The sequence below is a fragment of the Tateyamaria sp. genome (genome assembly GCF_039945315.1).
Taxonomy (GTDB): domain Bacteria; phylum Pseudomonadota; class Alphaproteobacteria; order Rhodobacterales; family Rhodobacteraceae; genus Tateyamaria.
In genome coordinates, this window is sequence record NZ_JBDUXB010000037.1 from 41317 (window position 1) to 56957 (window position 15641).

The 15641-nt window shown below is 56.5% G+C and carries 13 protein-coding genes; 8 read left to right on the top strand and 5 right to left on the bottom strand.

From position 1 onward, the window contains the following. The first annotated feature begins 136 nt into the window (after positions 1-136). A complete protein-coding gene (locus ABJD00_RS11445; protein ID WP_413834065.1) occupies positions 137-1597 on the top strand; it encodes an SH3 domain-containing protein in 1461 nt (486 codons plus the stop codon). Between the two features lie 313 nt (positions 1598-1910). On the opposite strand, the gene ABJD00_RS11450 is transcribed toward ABJD00_RS11445, so the two are convergent. Then, positions 1911-3149, bottom strand: a complete 1239-nt coding sequence (locus ABJD00_RS11450) for an L-rhamnose isomerase (RefSeq protein ID WP_413834067.1) — start codon at positions 3147-3149, stop codon at positions 1911-1913. Positions 3150-3158: 9 nt separating this feature from the next. After that, positions 3159-5261, bottom strand: a complete 2103-nt coding sequence (locus tag ABJD00_RS11455; RefSeq protein WP_413834069.1) for a bifunctional rhamnulose-1-phosphate aldolase/short-chain dehydrogenase — start codon at positions 5259-5261, stop codon at positions 3159-3161. 187 nt (positions 5262-5448) lie between these two features. On the opposite strand from ABJD00_RS11455, the gene ABJD00_RS11460 reads away from it, so the two are divergent. The 7 genes from ABJD00_RS11460 (at position 5449) to ABJD00_RS11490 (ending at position 12576) form a co-directional block, all read left to right on the top strand. Beyond that, positions 5449-6249 (top strand): DeoR/GlpR family DNA-binding transcription regulator, encoded by an 801-nt coding sequence (locus ABJD00_RS11460; protein WP_413834072.1) that lies wholly within the window; start codon positions 5449-5451, stop codon positions 6247-6249. Positions 6250-6289: 40 nt separating this feature from the next. Continuing rightward, positions 6290-7291, top strand: a complete 1002-nt coding sequence (gene rhaS / locus ABJD00_RS11465) for a rhamnose ABC transporter substrate-binding protein (RefSeq protein WP_413834075.1) — start codon at positions 6290-6292, stop codon at positions 7289-7291. Positions 7292-7365: 74 nt separating this feature from the next. Beyond that, positions 7366-8898, top strand: a complete 1533-nt coding sequence (locus ABJD00_RS11470) for a sugar ABC transporter ATP-binding protein (RefSeq protein WP_413834078.1) — start codon at positions 7366-7368, stop codon at positions 8896-8898. 12 nt (positions 8899-8910) lie between these two features. Next, entirely contained in the window at positions 8911-9894 is a 984-nt protein-coding gene (locus ABJD00_RS11475; RefSeq protein WP_199913683.1) for an ABC transporter permease, read from the top strand. Next, complete coding sequence (locus ABJD00_RS11480) at positions 9891-10877, top strand: ABC transporter permease (protein WP_413834082.1); 987 nt, start codon at positions 9891-9893, stop codon at positions 10875-10877. Before ABJD00_RS11475 ends, ABJD00_RS11480 begins: the two co-directional genes overlap by 4 nt. Further along, positions 10877-11191 (top strand): L-rhamnose mutarotase, encoded by a 315-nt coding sequence (gene rhaM, locus ABJD00_RS11485; protein ID WP_413834085.1) that lies wholly within the window; start codon positions 10877-10879, stop codon positions 11189-11191. The genes ABJD00_RS11480 and rhaM overlap by 1 nt, the downstream gene beginning before the upstream one ends. After that, positions 11188-12576 (top strand): FGGY-family carbohydrate kinase, encoded by a 1389-nt coding sequence (locus tag ABJD00_RS11490; RefSeq protein ID WP_413834088.1) that lies wholly within the window; start codon positions 11188-11190, stop codon positions 12574-12576. The genes rhaM and ABJD00_RS11490 overlap by 4 nt, the downstream gene beginning before the upstream one ends. Before the next feature lie 573 nt (positions 12577-13149). Here ABJD00_RS11490 and ABJD00_RS11495 read toward each other — a convergent pair. Genes ABJD00_RS11495 through ABJD00_RS11505 form a run of 3 tightly spaced genes read right to left on the bottom strand, consistent with a single transcriptional unit; the run spans position 13150 to position 15414 of the window. Beyond that, positions 13150-13578, bottom strand: a complete 429-nt coding sequence (locus ABJD00_RS11495; RefSeq protein WP_413834091.1) for a DUF5681 domain-containing protein — start codon at positions 13576-13578, stop codon at positions 13150-13152. Beyond that, on the bottom strand, positions 13575-13928 hold the full coding sequence (locus ABJD00_RS11500) for a hypothetical protein (protein ID WP_413834094.1): 354 nt from the start codon (positions 13926-13928) through the stop codon (positions 13575-13577). The genes ABJD00_RS11495 and ABJD00_RS11500 overlap by 4 nt, the downstream gene beginning before the upstream one ends. Beyond that, complete coding sequence (locus ABJD00_RS11505) at positions 13918-15414, bottom strand: YfjI family protein (RefSeq protein WP_413834097.1); 1497 nt, start codon at positions 15412-15414, stop codon at positions 13918-13920. The genes ABJD00_RS11500 and ABJD00_RS11505 overlap by 11 nt, the downstream gene beginning before the upstream one ends. Positions 15415-15641 lie beyond the last annotated feature (227 nt).

Here is a 15641-nt window from a genome sequence, read left to right on the forward strand (position 1 = left end):
AACTAAACAGCAACAAAGATTTCTCTAGAAAGAGGAAATGGTTCATAATCAGAGTTTCCTCTGACACGGCCCCTTGCCAAAAATGGTTGCCCATTCCATCATTGCTGCACTGCTTCCGTAAAGGAGAGGACGCTCTGTGAAATATCTGTCTTTTCTGCTGATCTTTTTGACCCTGTCCACCAACCTCACTGCCGACACCCTCATCATCAACGACGCAAAGGACGGATGGCTGAATTTGCGAAGCGGCCCGGGGACGTCCTTTCGCGTGATCCAACGAATGGACAACGGCCTTCGTGTACAGGAACTGGAACGCAACGGCAATTGGTCCAACATCGCCTTGCCCGATGGCCGAGAAGGCTGGGCCTTTCGAAAAAGCATGAAAACCGCGTCCTCTGACAGTGGGAAAATGGTCCGCTCAGGCCCCGGCGAATGGTATTATCAGGACGGAGAAGCCGCTTGGGATCTTTCCCGAAACGGACAAGTGATCGCCAGCGTCTTTGTCGGGCGTGATCTTGAAACGGGCGACTACTACTACGGCCTCTACCGTATGTCTCCCGATCCAATGATCCATTTCATGGGCGTCAGCGTCGCGAAGTCCGGCGGAAAAGTCACAGAACTTGCCGCCGGCGATTGTTATGGGCGCAATTGCATGACGTCTTATGACAATGGCAGCGCACAGGTGCGCATTCCCATCAGCCGACAGAACGAAGCTGCCTTGCTGGAAGAAATGAAGTCCGGCAAGGACATCACATTCCGCTATCAAACCAAAGCGAGCTATGCCGATGACGCTTTCAAACGGATGAAAATGGGTCTCAAAGGCTCCAGACGTGCTATCGAAGCGCTTCAAAACGACCGCCGTCTTCCTCAACGCGCGCCCCCCCAAAAAACAAGTTCAACGCCTCAAAACACACCAACACCGACCACAGATACCGCAACATCGGAGCCCCAAGCCCCCACCACTGGATCAGGTAAATCCTATGTCGTGAACGAAACCCGACACGGGGACGACTTCTGCGATGCGCCTGAACTGCCCGGCCTTCCGCCACAATTGGATGCACCCGAAATGGCGTGGTACAAAAGCAACCTTCTGAACGATGCTTATCACGTCAAATATATCAGACCTCTGTCGATGGATTTTGTGGGGCGCGGCATGACGCTTTGGGACCAATTTCCCCGCAATTCCACTGACACGGCTTTTTATGCCAACGGCGCTGTCGTCGCACGCGGCACGATGATCAGCAATGGTCAGCCCCGCCACGACACCCGCTGGAAAGGCAGTTGGCAACAAGATCCGGGCATGGGTCTGCGCATACGTCTCAAATCTGTGGAAAAAATGTCTTGGGGGTACGAATACTACGAATGCTCGCATGGCGTATTGACCAACAGCCTGTCGAGCGGCAATCGACCCACGACAGACAAAAATGGCAACTCCATAATGAAAAAAGCAAGTTGGCGTGGATGTAGCATTCACATTCACTGCGAGCGGTGGACTGATGAGCATCCAGAACGAATACCAGACAGAAGTAGCGCCAATCTGGTGGAATGGTCTCGGTCCCAAATTCCGGCATCGGAATTCCGCTGGGACAAAGACTACTAAGCGAAAGCCGAATGGGTGCCGGTGCAGATCGGGCAGTTCGGTGAACTACACTGCGTGTGATCGCTTTCACAGACCGGCTTGCACTTGCCACACCGCCACGTCTCGTCCGCCATGCCAAGCACCCAGCAAACTCAAGATAACGCTCACCAGTATTTACATTGGACACTGTGAAATCTGATTTCCTGCGCAATTGTCACTTCCGCTTCGGGCTCAAAGCGGTAGTTCGCTGCGCCTTGCAATAATGTCCGCCTTGCGGGACGAAGCTGCCATTTGTTACTCTACGACCAACGTCGGCTTTCCGGTCATGGAAGGCTTAGTCGCGGTCTGACACACTGCTTTGATAGCGGTCTAGTTCTTCAATCAACTTCTGACCGTTTGGAACGTTTTCACGCTCAGAAAACTCACTCCAAACGGAGCCGAACGGCATGTCCTTGAACTCTTCTGTCAGCGTTAATCGTGTTGTGAAGTCCAGATTCGTTTCGGCAGTTTTCAGGGCCTCCGTCGGCATCAATAGCGCGCGCAACAGTGCTTTTTGCATATTACGGGTTCCAATGACCCACGCGGCAGTCCGGCTGATGGTCGCGTCAAAGAAATCGAGCCCGATGTGAGTGCGATCCAGCAAATCCGCGCTGACAAGTTCTTGTGCCATTTGAAGGATATCGTCGCTAAGCAAGATCACATGATCGCTGTCCCAGCGCATAGGGCGCGAAACGTGTAGCAGGATTTCGTCCAGCGACAGGGCAACGGAACTGAGCTTGTCTGCGATGTTTTCCGTTGGGTGGAAATGCCCCATATCAAGGCAAAGCAACGTCCCTTTGCGGATCGCATACCCCATGTAGAATTCATGGCTGCCGACCGTGCAGGCCTCCACACCGATTCCAAATAGTTTGCTTTCTACGGCGTCCAGCATCTGTGCCTTGTCTTGCGGTGACGCCAGCATCGCATCCAGTGACGCCTCCAGCCGCACGCGAGCAGACATCCGGTCAATCGGCGTGTCTTTGTAGCCGTCAGGTACCCAGATGTTGTTCACGCAGGGCGAGCCCAGTGCCGCACCCATTTGTGCGGCAATCTCTCGGGACCGGCGGCCATGTTCGATCCAGAAATCGCGAATGCCCTCATCAGGATGGCTGAGGGTCAAGTTGTCGTCTGCTTTTGCGTGAGCAAAGAAGGTTGGATTGAAATCGAGCCCAAGCTTCTGATCACGGGCCCAGTCAACCCAAGGTGCGAAATGCTGATACTCAATCTCATCTCGATCAGGGTTTGCGTCGGTATCAAGATACATTGCATGCAGGTTCAAGCGGTGATTTCCAGGGATCACTGCATAGGCGAATTCCAAATCGGCCCGCAATTCGTCCGGTGTGCGGGCACGTCCAGGATGGTTTCCAGTCGCCTGAATACCTCCCCCCGAGGATCCGGACTTTTGTTCGAACCCCACTACATCGTCGCCCTGCCAGCAATGCATCGAGATGGGAATGGTCTTTAATCGGTCCAGTGCCGCTTCAGTATCGACACCCCAATCGGCAAATGCCGCCTTCGCTGTTTCATAGCTCATTGCCGGTTCCTATCGCGTAAAGGCTTGGACGTTACCGGCATCAACATTGATGATGTTACCAGTTGATTTGGACGACGTATCAGCTGCAAAGAAATAGCAGGCTTCGGCAATATCCTCGGGCAGAACCGAACGCTTGAGCATGGACCGCTGGCGATACATCTCTTCCAGCCCGTCTTTGTCCGTGCCGTAGGTATCCGCGCGTTGTTCGAGCCAGTCCCCTTCCCAGATCTTTGAGCCGCGCAAGACCGCGTCAGGATTGACTACGTTGACGCGAATGCCTGCTTCAGCACCTTCAAGCGCAAGGCACCGTGCCAGATGAATTTCCGACGCCTTGGCAGTGCAATAGGCGGCTGCATTGGGCGAGGCCGCGAGGCCGTTCTTGGAGGCAACGAAGACGACTGCTCCGCCCATATCCTGCACCCGCATTAACTTGAATGCTTCGCGGCTGACCAGAAAATACCCTGTGGAGAGGATATCCATGTTCTTGTTCCAAAGCGCGAGCGAGGTGTCCTCGATCGGTGCTGAAGACGCGATGCCAGCATTGGAGACCAAAATATCGACACCGCCAAACTCAACGGCGGCGTCTGCAAAGGCAGCGGCAACCGCATCTTCGCTGGTGACGTCCATGCGGACCCTCCGCACGACGTCTTGGCCATAAGTGCCAACAAGATTTTTCTGAGTAGATGCGAGGGCTTCTTCGTTTATGTCTGCCAACACGACGCAGGCGCCTTCGGACAGATAACGCTTCGCCGTGGCAGCGCCGATGCCACCAGCACCACCAGTGACCAGGGCGACCCGGCCAGCGAGTGATTTAGGTTTGGGCATGCGCTGGAGCTTTGCTTCCTCCAGCAGCCAATATTCGATGTCAAAGGCCTCCTGTTCGGGCAGGCCCTGGTATTCGCTGACAGCAGAGGCGCCGCGCATCACGTTGATCGCATTGACGTAAAACTCGCCCGAGATGCGCGCGGTCGCCTTGTCCTTGGCAAAGGTGATCATCCCGACACCGGGCACCAGATAAACAACCGCGTTTGGGTCGCGCAGTGCTGGGCTGTCATTGTGTTTGCAACGCTCATAGTAGGCTGCATAGTCCTTGCGGTAGGCGCCAACCTGATCCGGCAACCCTTCCAGAACAGCGTCAATATTGCTCGTGGCGGGATCAAATGGCACCACAAGTGGGCGGATTTTGGTGCGCAAAAAGTGGTCGGGGCAAGACGTGCCCAAAGCTGCAAGCGGTTCCATGTTCCGCGCATTGACAAATTCGAGAACAGTATCGCTGTCATTGAAATGACCGACCATGTGCTGATTGCCTGACACGAAACCACGGATGGCGGGCATCAGTCGGGCTGCGATCGCGCGCCGCTCGTTGACAGGTAAACTGTCATGTACAGGCCCGCCAAAGGGGGCGACACCGTCACTGCGGTCTGCCAGCCATTTGGTCGCCACGTTGATGACGTCGATGGTCTGGTCGTAACAGTCTTTGGCCGTATCTGCCCATGTGAACAGCCCATGACTTTCCAGAACGACACCGTCGGCATCAGGATTTTCAAGACAGAACTTTTCCAACCACAGGCCCAGTTCATACCCGGGCTTTTTCCATGGCAACCAACCGATGCAGGCACCAAAAATCTCTTGTGTGAGTTCCTTGGAGTTTGTCGACGCCGCAATCGCAATGATGGCATCTGCGTGCACATGGTCCACATGTTTGCGCGGCACGTAGGCGTGGAGCGGAGTGTCGATGGAAGCGGCCCGAGAATTCAAGTTATATGTGCAGTGCGGCAGATACCCCACCATCTCATCTTCAAACTCCACGCCACGGTAGAGCGACTTCAGCGCCTGCAGCTTGTCCATATAAAGCGTGGAAAAGCCATCCATCTTGATCGAGCCAATGTCGCCGCCCGATCCTTTGACCCACAACACCTCGACATCGTCACCGGTCAGTGGGTCAACCTCCATCACCTTGGCTGATGTGTTGCCGCCGCCATAATTGGTCACACGCTTGTCCGAACCCAGGATGTTGGAGCGATAAAGCAATAGTTCCGATTCGCTCATGCCTTGCGCCGCATCGTCATCCCAGCGGCTTTCAAGAAGCTGAGTTTGCACTGTTTTCAACATGTTTCCTCCCGGTTGGCTTTACGAGCCCATCATTAATCTTCGCTACAAGGCTGATCGGAGTGCGGCGGTTTGTCAATCACAAACAATCATTATCAATCATGCTGCACTGCAAAATGATTGATAATGATCGAAACTGATTGACAGGTGCAACGAATCTCGACAGGTTGCGAGATCAGGGAGGCCAGCAATGCACGAAAAAGAACGCCATACGATCATTCTGTCGGCGGTCGAAGAACGGCCCGTTGTGACCGTGGTTGATCTTTGCAATCTGACTGGCGCGTCAGAGGCGACGATCCGGCGTGATATCGCAACGCTGGATCAGGACAAGCTGCTGCGCCGAGTGCGTGGCGGTGCCGAAGCCCTGAGCCCGCCACAATTCGTTGGCCTTGCTGGACGTCCGTTTTCGGTCAATGAGGCCATGCGCATTGACGAAAAGCAGGCCATCGCCGCCGCAGCCGTCGACCTGTGCGAAGATGGCGATGCGATCATCATCAATGGCGGCACGACGACGTTTCAGATGGTGCATCCTCTGGCCAGCCGCCGCTTGCAGGTCTTTACCAACTCTTTTCCGATTGCCGAGCATCTGCTCAAGCATTCCAAGAATACCATCATGCTGTCGGGTGGCACGATCTATCGTGAACAGAACATCATCCTGTCGCCGTTCGACAATGACGTGACACGGAACTTTTGTGCGCGGCGCATGTTCATGGGCGCGCAAGGGCTAGGGCCACTTGGGCTGATGGAAGCGGATCCCCTGCTCATTCAAGCCGAGCAAAAATTGATCGGGCAGGCAGATGAACTTGTCGTTCTGGCTGACAGCACAAAGTTCGAGCAACGCTCAAGCCTCGTTCTGTGCCCGTTGAACCGGATCACAACCGTCATCACCGATGACCAGATAACAGACAAAGCGGCTTCCATGCTCGAAGCGGCCGAAGTGACGCTGATCGTCACCCAATCAGGGAGCGCTCAGAAAAACGTGGCCTCTTGAAAGGGGCTTTACCAGCGAACGTACTTTAGGGAGGAAACCAATGAAACGTCGCACTTTCACTACTCTAACTGCAGGCCTTAGCCTCGCAGCAAGCCTGTTCGGGACCACAGCCATCGCGCAGGACAATATGCGTATCGCACTGGTCGTAAAGGCCCTCGGCATCGGCTTCTTCGAGGCCGCCGCCGAAGGCGCTCAAGAGGCTGCTGATGAACTTGGCGGAGTCGAGATCATCTACACCGGTCCAACCGATACAACCGCTGAAGGCCAGATCGAGGTGATCAACTCGCTCATCGCTCAGGGGGTGGACGCAATCGCGGTATCGGCAAACGATACCGACGCGCTTGTGCCGACACTCAAAAAAGCCATGCAACGTGGTATCACGGTTATCTCATGGGACTCCGGCGTCGCAGATGAGGGTCGTCAGATGCACCTCAATCCATCTTCCAACGCGCTGATCGGCAACATGATCATCAAACTGGCCGCTGATCACTTGCCTGATGGCGGGGACGTGGCGGTGCTGTCGGCTACGACCACATCGACGAACCAGAACATCTGGATCGAGGAGATGACCAAGGTGATGGGCAACTATCCCGGCATCAACGTCGTCTCGACAGTCTATGGAGACGACCTTGCCGACAAGTCCTATCGCGAAGCGACAGGTCTCATGCAGTCGTATCCTGACCTCGACGCCATCATCGCGCCGACTTCTGTCGGCATCGTGGCTGCGGCACAGGCCGTTGTCGACGCTGGCAAAGTGGGTGAAGTCAACGTCACCGGCCTTGGTCTGCCGTCCGAAATGGCGGGTGCTATCGAGAGTGGTGCGTCACAGTCCTTTGCAATCTGGAACCCAATTGATCTTGGATACTCCGCAGCAATGATTGCCCATGCACTGGTCTCCGGTGCTGCAACGGCAGAGCCCGGTGCCGAAATCTCGATTGGTCGGGTCGGCACCATCACTTTGGATGAAAGCAATTCGGCTGCCATGGCCGACCCATTCATCTACGATGCGTCCAACATCGATCAGTTCAAATCGATCTTCTGATCATCTGACGTGATCGCTGGCGCGGCCCAATCGGCCGCGCCGACATCCCCCATCTGAACAAGTCGAGACCTGAAATGCTGAAAAAATCAGACAGCGCGATACCGTCTGAAGGTTCGACTGCGCAAACAGCAATTCTTGCGCTCGACGGGATTACGAAAACCTTTCCGGGCGTCAAAGCCTTGTCCGAGGTCTCGCTGCACCTGATACCGGGCAAAGTCACCGCTTTGATCGGTGAAAACGGCGCTGGTAAATCCACAGTCGTAAAGATCCTAACAGGCATCTATCAACCTGACGGCGGTGCCATTCTGGTCGATGGGCAGCCCACAACCTTTCCCGCACCGCAGGCCGCAGCTGACAACGGCGTGACCGCGATCCATCAGGAAACGGTACTTTTTGATGAACTGTCAGTGGCAGAAAACATTTTTCTGGGCCATGCCCCGCGCGGAGCGTTTGGCCTGATAGACCGAAAGACGATGAACCAGAAGGCGGGTGAAATCCTTGACGGTGTTGGTGCCAAGATTGAGCCCGATCACAAGCTCAAGGATCTCGGCATCGCCAACAAGCATCTGGTCGCCATTGCCCGCGCTCTGTCGATTGATGCCCGCGTTGTCATCATGGATGAACCAACAGCGGCACTGTCACACAAGGAAATCGAGGAACTCTACGAGCTTGTTGAAAGCCTCAAGGGCCAAGGAAAGGCTATCCTGTTTATCAGCCACAAGTTTGACGAGATTTTCCGGATCGCTGACAACTACACAGTATTTCGCGACGGACAATTGATCGGTGATGGCGCGATTGCTGATGTGACTGAGGCTGACCTCGTCAAGATGATGGTAGGCCGCGATGTCAGCCAGATCTTTCCGCAGCGCACGCCCAATCCGGGCAACGACATTCTAAAAGTTGCAGGCTACAGCCATCCAACAGAGTTCGAGGACATTGGGTTCACCCTGCGCACGGGCGAAATCCTTGGCTTTTACGGTCTCGTTGGGGCGGGTCGGTCCGAGTTTATGCAAGCGCTGTTTGGCATGACGCGCCCCTCAGCCGGCACCGTTGAAATTGATGGAGCGTCCGTCCAGATCAAATCCCCCGCTGATGCTGTCGATCATGGCATCGTCTATGTGCCCGAAGACCGCGGGAAGCAGGGTGCGATACTTGATCTGCCAATCTTTCAGAACGTTACGCTGCCCTCTTTGGGGCGGCTTTCCAACAATGGGTTTCTGAAGTTGGCCGAAGAATTCAAGCTGGCGCGCGAATATACCGAGCGACTGGATCTGCGCGCCGCGTCTTTGGATACACATGTTGGGAACCTATCCGGTGGCAACCAGCAAAAAGTCGTCATCGCAAAATGGCTGGCGACCCAACCAAAGGTGATCATTCTCGATGAGCCAACCAAAGGCGTCGACATCGGCTCCAAGGCTGCGGTGCACGAATTCATGGCTGAACTTGCCGCGCAAGGTCTTGCGGTGATCATGGTCAGCTCGGAGATCCCGGAAATTCTGGGGATGTCCGACCGCGTTATCGTGATGCGCGAAGGCCGTATGGTTGCTGAATTGTCTGATAAAGACCTGCAACCCGAAACGCTTGTCCGCCACGCCGCCGGTATCTGAGGGGAACACAGCATGCTGAAACGACTGATCACATCGCGCGAGGCCCTGCTGGTCGGAGCCATTGTCCTGTTGCTGGCGCTTATCTCGTCCCGCTTTCCGGGCTTCATCACACCAGCCAATCTGGCAAACGTATTCAATGACACGTCGCCACTGATCCTTTTGGCCATCGGTCAGATGATCGTGATCCTGACCAAATGCATCGACCTGAGTGTCGCGGCCAATCTGGCGCTAACGGGCATGGTGGTGTCCATGGTCAATGTTGCTGCCCCGGGACTTCCGATTATCGTTATCCTTGTCATAGCAATCGGCCTTGGTACCCTTTTGGGGATGATCAACGGCGTATTGGTGTGGAAGCTGGCCATCCCGCCAATCGTGGTCACGTTGGGCACAATGACCATTTTTCGGGGGATCATCTTTGTCATTTCGGACGGGAAATGGGTCAACAGCCACGAGATGAGCCCAGCGTTCAAAGCGTTCCCGCGCACCGAATTGCTCGGGTTGCCGGTCTTGGGTTGGATCGCAATTCTGGCTGTAATTGTGTTCACCATCGTGATGACGCGCACAACTCTGGGCCGGGCGTTTTATGCGGCTGGCGGCAACCCACATGCCGCCACCTATGCCGGGATCAACGTAGGCAAGACGCAATTCTGGGCCTTTACGATCTCCGGCGCGCTCGCGGGTTTGACGGGGTATCTCTGGGTATCGCGCTTTGCCGTGTCCTACGTTGATATCGCCGGGGGTTTTGAGCTGGACGTGGTCGCCGCCTGCGTGATCGGCGGCGTGTCCATCATGGGGGGCATCGGTACTGTGGCCGGTGCGCTGCTGGGGGCCTTGTTCCTTGGCATCATCAAAAACGCATTGCCCGTCGTCGACATCTCTCCTTTCTGGCAGTTGGCCATTTCCGGTGGCGCGATCATCGTCGCTGTGGCGCTGAACGCGCAGGCCAATCGAGAAAAAGGACGCATTATCCTCAAACGTGCGGAGCAGGCATCATGAGCACCACCGAACGCATCATCCCTGACCGCCTGCGCTCGCCGCTAGAACAAAGGCTCAAAAGCTGGGAAACACTGCTTTTGCTGGTGGCCATCGGCATCTTTATCGCCAACAGCCTTGCATCGCCCTACTTCCTCAACGCGTGGAACCTCAGTGACGCGACTTTTAACTTTACCGAAAAAGCGATGATCGCCTTTGCCATGGCGCTGCTCATCATATCCGGAGAGATCGACCTGTCCGTGGCTTCGATTATCGCGCTGGCCTCGACCGCGATGGGTGCGGCTGTGCAGATGGGCGTTGGCACACCGGGCCTCGTGATGATCGGACTTGGCGTTGGGCTGCTTTGTGGTGCCTTCAATGGCGTGCTCGTTACCCGTATGGGTTTGCCGTCTATCGTGGTGACGATCGGCACGATGAGCCTGTTTCGCGGCATCAGTTACATCGTATTGGGCGATCAGGCATTTCGTGGGTATCCGGCCAGCTTCTCTTGGTTTGGTCAGGGCTATGTCTGGTGGGTAATCTCGTTTGAATTCGTGCTTTTTGCTATCATTGCTGTGGTCTACGCAGTGCTATTGCACAAGACTAACTTTGGCCGCGCCGTCTATGCTATTGGCAACAACGCGACGGGTGCCATGTTTTCCGGCATCCGGGTGCAACGGGTAAAATTCATCCTGTTCTTGCTCACAGGCCTGATGTCCGGCGTCGCCGCCATCTGCCTGACGGCGCGGCTCGGCTCAACCCGGCCGTCCATCGCGACAGGCTGGGAACTTGAGATCGTGACAATGGTTGTGCTGGGCGGCGTCAGCATCTTGGGTGGTTCTGGTACGATCGTCGGGGTTGTCATTGCCGCCTTCGTGATGGGGTTGGTCACGTTTGGACTGGGGCTGCTGAACGTGCCTGGTATCGTCATGTCCATCGTAATTGGCGCACTGTTGATCGGTGTTATCGCCCTGCCGCGCCTGTGGTCCATGTGGCGGTCGCGGTGATGGAAAAATACGCCTTCAAAATGCGCCTGAACCCCGGATGTCGCGCAGAGTATATCAAACGCCATGACGAGATCTGGCCAGAGCTTGTTACACTCCTCAAGGATGCGGGCGTAACGGATTATTCGATCCATCTGGATGCAGACACCAACACCCTTTTCGGAGTCCTGTGGCGACAGGACGGGCACAATATGGACGCGTTGCCCGATCACCCGGTCATGCAAAAGTGGTGGGCACATATGGCAGACATCATGGAAACGCACACTGGCAACGAACCGGTTGCAACGCCACTAGAAACCGTTTTCCACATGCCATGACACATCACGTCGCGGTTATAGACATTGGAAAGACTAACGCAAAACTTGTGCTGGTCGACAGGGAAAGCCTGACCGAGATTGTGGTGATTACCCGACCAAACACCGTCTTGCCGGGGCCGCCATGGCCGCGTTTTGACGTGGAGGGGCATTGGGCCTTTCTGCTCGAGGGCCTGCGCGACTTTCATGCAGCGCACGGCATTGACGCGATTTCCATCACCACCCACGGTGCCTGTGCCGCGCTGCTCGATAGCAGTGGATATCTCGCAGCACCCATCCTCGATTACGAGTTTGCCGGGCCGGATGAGTCGGCTGACGACTACAACGCCATCCGCCCCCCTTTTTCCGAAACTGGATCACCACGATTGGCGGGTGGGTTAAACATCGGCGCGCAACTGTTTTGGCAGTTTCAGGTCGATCCGGATTTGAAGGCAAAAACCGACCAGATCGTGACCTATCCACAGTTCTGGGGCGCAAAGCTGACGGGCAACACCGCCATGGATGTCACATCACTTGGGTGCCACACGGACCTTTGGAACCCGCACAAGGGCGACTTTTCGTCATTGGTGGACAGGCTCGGCATCTCGGACAAACTGTCACCCGTTCGCAAGCCGTCAGAGGTTCTGGGCCCGATCTTGCCGACAATCGCTGAACAGACCGGCTTGCCGCCCGGTACGCCCGTTTATTGCGGCATCCACGATTCCAACGCTTCGCTTCTGCCTTACGTCCTTTCGCAAACACCGCCGTTTAGTGTGGTTTCGACGGGAACATGGGTGATTGCGATGTCAATCGGTGGCAATTCTGTTCAGCTTGATCCCCATCTTGACACTTTGATTAACGTCACCGCCCTTGGCGATCCGGCCCCGTCTGCACGCTTCATGGGTGGTCGCGAACACGACCTTGCCACGGGTGGCACTTGTCCGGAGCCAACGCCTCAGGATGTGCGCGATGTTCTGACGGAAGGGATCATGCTGATGCCCGCCGTCGTCGAAGATACCGGGCCATTCCGGGGGAATCCCTCGGGTTGGGAGGGGCTTGAACCAAACGTCGGCACCGGCACAAGAGTGGCTGCTGTGGCGGTTTATCTGGCGCTGGTGACTGCGGAATGTCTTTCCAACATTGGCCACAAGGATACGATTGTTGTCGAAGGTCCATTCGCAAACAATCAGCTGTATCTTAAGATGCTGGCCGTCGCAGCGGCTTCCAAAGTCTATAGAGCGGCTGGCAGCACTGGCACTAGTGCGGGCGCGGCCATGTTGGTGACGGGCAAGACGGATGTACTCGCGGCAGAGACCCTATCATTGATCAACCCGGACATCGGCGAGTCACTGGAGGCCTACGCGTCTCATTGGCGTCGGACCGTGCAAAATCGTCGCCGACAGCAGTAGTCCTCGATGATGGTTTGCAAGTAGTCCAGAAGAAAATTACGCCTGTTTCGGCAGACTGGCAGTACAACCAGTTTTTAATTTGTTCCTGCACTGTGAATATTGCCGCACGATTAGCGGCAGTTTAGCCCGAAACCGCTGGAGCAAATGCCAGTGGATTGCAGTTAGCGGTCATTAAATGGCCGCGCAATAATTGTGAATTGGGCTCAGAGCGGTCATTCGCTGCAGAGCGGCTCAATGTCCGCTTTACCATCAATCGCCAGTTTTTGGTATTATCGGTCCCGAGCCACAACTAAGTCTGCGCTCCATCCAAAGAAAAGCAAAACAAATTTGGCAACAAACAACGCTAATTGTCCGGTGGAACAACCTGCGCCTGTCCGCACCGATTGATACGTTCCCTAAACTCCACTTCAGTTTCGCTGTCTATCCGTTCGAATGACTGTCCAGAATTCATGCCGTATGCGGAGACCGCTTCTTTGGTTTGCGCACAGATGCCAACAAGGAAAACCTCTGTAGGGCGTTCACTTGCTGGCATGGGCGCCCTTGCAGCAAGCATATCTAGTCGCCTTCTAAGGGTCATTTGCCCACCTCCACTTCGAGCGCCGCCATCCGCTCTTCCAGTTCGGTTGTTTCCAGCGTCCGCCGGTAGGTTTCGATCAAGGCCATAACATGCGCGCCTTCGGTTGGTGTTAGTTCGCCCAGCGCCACAGCATCCAGCAAGGCACCAGCCGCCTTTGCAGCATCCGCAGCCGATTGCATCGGGGGCAGGTTGAAAGTCACCGGGGCGTCTTTCTTCGCGGGTGCAATGCGTTCGAGGCACAGCCGCAGCGCCGTTGTATCGCCTTCCAGAGCGATTTCCACAGCTTTGCGTGTAAGGGCGTCGGCTTCGCCTTCCAGAAGCGCAAGAGCCGCTTGTGTAGCCTTGTGGCGCGTACCCTTGGGCTTGCCTGGGTTGCCGAATCCAAACGTGCCATCCGCATTTCGTCCGCTTTTTCGGTCCGTCATGACTTTGCCCCTTCCGGCTGTTCCCATTGCCTTGTTATGCCGTTCCAGTGTCGCCCATCAGGTCCGTGCTTTTCCCATTCGGTCAGGTTTCGCCAATCGGCCAGCGACACCACACGCCCCGTCCAAGTCAAAGCCCGCCCCCCCACGGATACGCCATCTGGCTCTGTACTGGGCGCGCTGGGCGTTGCTACAATCGCGACTTTCGCGACAAATGAGTGATTTTCAGCCATGGGGGCTTGCGACACTCGCGACAATTGCGACACCGGCGGGGTTTGTGTCGCGGTTGTCGCAGAAGTCGCAGGGGGGTGCCCCGTGATTTCCGCCAGTTTGGCGCGTGCATCAAACCACATCGCCACCACCCCGCACGATTGCCCATGCTTCCGCCCGAGCGGCACCCCGCACTATGGTTCCCGGGTCTATCGGCACCAGCCAACCATGCTTTTCGAGGATGCCCAGCGCGGCCCGAGCCTTGGGGCTTTCCCGCAGCGCGTTCGGTCCGAGCCGCACCACATCCCGCAACAGCACATCCGGTTCCGACCAGTTTTCCAGAAGCCACCGCCGCAGCTTTTCGGCCTTGTCGATTTCAGATGAAACAAGCGCAGCGCTTGCCAGCCGTGAAGCTTCGGACAGGTAGAATTGCGCAAGGTTAATTGCGTCGGCCATGTCGCGGGCTTCCACCTTCGGGGCTTCCAAGTCGCGCCAAAGGGTCAGCACCCCGGCAATTCGTGCCGCTTGTTCCGCCGCCTTTGAAGCCGTGCCGGTGATGTGGGCCAAGTCGCCACCGGGGGCTTGTTCCTTTTCGATAGCGTCGGCAAAACCCCCCAGAAGCGCACGGGCTTCGGGGGCAAGGGGTAAAATGCGGGGTTCAAGCTCGCGGGTTTCCGGCTCCATCGGAAGGGGGCTTTCCAGAATGTCGCGCAGCCGCCCCGCAAAGCTTGCAAGCGCCGTATCATCCCGCCGGGCGTTCGCTTGCATACGGGTGCCGATAGCGCTGGGCGGTTCGCATATCAGAAAGCGGGGCAGAAAGCCCGTATCCGCCGCCAGCGGGTCAGCCATGAAGCCGTGCGCCACAGTCGGTTGCACCATAAGATGCACCGCCAGCCGCCGCCCGTAGAGCGTGATATGCCCATCGCCGCCGCGCGTCCGCCGTATGGGGTTGCCTTGCCAAAGGTCATTGAAAGCGGCCAGCGTCTTTTGCCTGTTTTCGCTATTCATCGCGTGCCCGCCCAAGAATTGCCCGCCTTCATCCGAGAAAACCCCAAGGCTGGGTTGCCCATGCGCCAATAGCTTTGTCAGCCCTTCAAATGTCGGTTCGCTTACCGTCCGGTCTGGCACCACGGGGGCAATCGGGGGTTGCCCGAGCGATTCAAGGTCGGCTTGTGCCGCCGTGCTCTTTTCACCTTTTGCCTTTTTCGCCTCGGAAAAAATCTTGTCCCGTGCATCTTCCCAAAGCTTATAGTCGTTTTCCCATGCCCGCACATCTTCGCGGTATGTCTTGGATTGCTCCCGTTCATAGGCGCGCAACGCGGCCATCAAAGGGGCGTCACAAGCGCTTTTGCGTTCACCGCTTCGGGCTATGGTCAGGGCGTAAAGCGAAGTCGCGCGCGGCCCGCCCAGCGTTTCCACATCGGCAAAGCCTTGCAGCACCAAAGATGCCACCGCCATCGCAGATTGTGCCGGGATTGCCACGGGGGCTTGTGTCACGCCTTGCACCGCTTCCACCGCCGCGCGCAGCGGCCCCAGAGCGTGAACGGGATAGTCCGCGCCAGGGGGCGTTTCCCGCACCAGCGGTTGTGGCCCTTCGGGCTTGAATTGGATAGGTTGGGGCGCGTTCATGCGGGTTCCCCTTTCATGGTCAGAATGTCGTTCCAGTCGCGGCCATTGGGGGCAGGTATCCAGCCCCGGTTGCGCTTGCCCGCGCGCCGGGGTTTTCATTGGCCCGCCTCTCATATCAAGCGGCCTCTTCGCGTAGGCTTTGAAGGTGGGCGTCAATGTCACCTTCTGCCCAATAAATGCGGCCACCCAATTTGATGGGCTGGGGTAAGCGTCCCGCTTCGAGGTCG

Excerpts from the sequence above, each read along its gene's own strand:
- ABJD00_RS11450 (WP_413834067.1), bottom strand. The coding sequence starts at position 3,149 with ATGAGCTATGAAACAGCGAAGGCGGCATTTGCCGATTGGGGTGTCGAT.
- ABJD00_RS11455 (WP_413834069.1), bottom strand. The coding sequence starts at position 5,261 with ATGTTGAAAACAGTGCAAACTCAGCTTCTTGAAAGCCGCTGGGATGAC.
- ABJD00_RS11460 (WP_413834072.1), top strand. The coding sequence starts at position 5,449 with ATGCACGAAAAAGAACGCCATACGATCATTCTGTCGGCGGTCGAAGAA.
- rhaS (WP_413834075.1), top strand. The coding sequence starts at position 6,290 with ATGAAACGTCGCACTTTCACTACTCTAACTGCAGGCCTTAGCCTCGCA.
- ABJD00_RS11470 (WP_413834078.1), top strand. The coding sequence starts at position 7,366 with ATGCTGAAAAAATCAGACAGCGCGATACCGTCTGAAGGTTCGACTGCG.
- ABJD00_RS11475 (WP_199913683.1), top strand. The coding sequence starts at position 8,911 with ATGCTGAAACGACTGATCACATCGCGCGAGGCCCTGCTGGTCGGAGCC.
- ABJD00_RS11480 (WP_413834082.1), top strand. The coding sequence starts at position 9,891 with ATGAGCACCACCGAACGCATCATCCCTGACCGCCTGCGCTCGCCGCTA.
- rhaM (WP_413834085.1), top strand. The coding sequence starts at position 10,877 with ATGGAAAAATACGCCTTCAAAATGCGCCTGAACCCCGGATGTCGCGCA.
- ABJD00_RS11490 (WP_413834088.1), top strand. The coding sequence starts at position 11,188 with ATGACACATCACGTCGCGGTTATAGACATTGGAAAGACTAACGCAAAA.
- ABJD00_RS11495 (WP_413834091.1), bottom strand. The coding sequence starts at position 13,578 with ATGACGGACCGAAAAAGCGGACGAAATGCGGATGGCACGTTTGGATTC.
- ABJD00_RS11500 (WP_413834094.1), bottom strand. The coding sequence starts at position 13,928 with ATGTGGTTTGATGCACGCGCCAAACTGGCGGAAATCACGGGGCACCCC.
- ABJD00_RS11505 (WP_413834097.1), bottom strand. The coding sequence starts at position 15,414 with ATGAACGCGCCCCAACCTATCCAATTCAAGCCCGAAGGGCCACAACCG.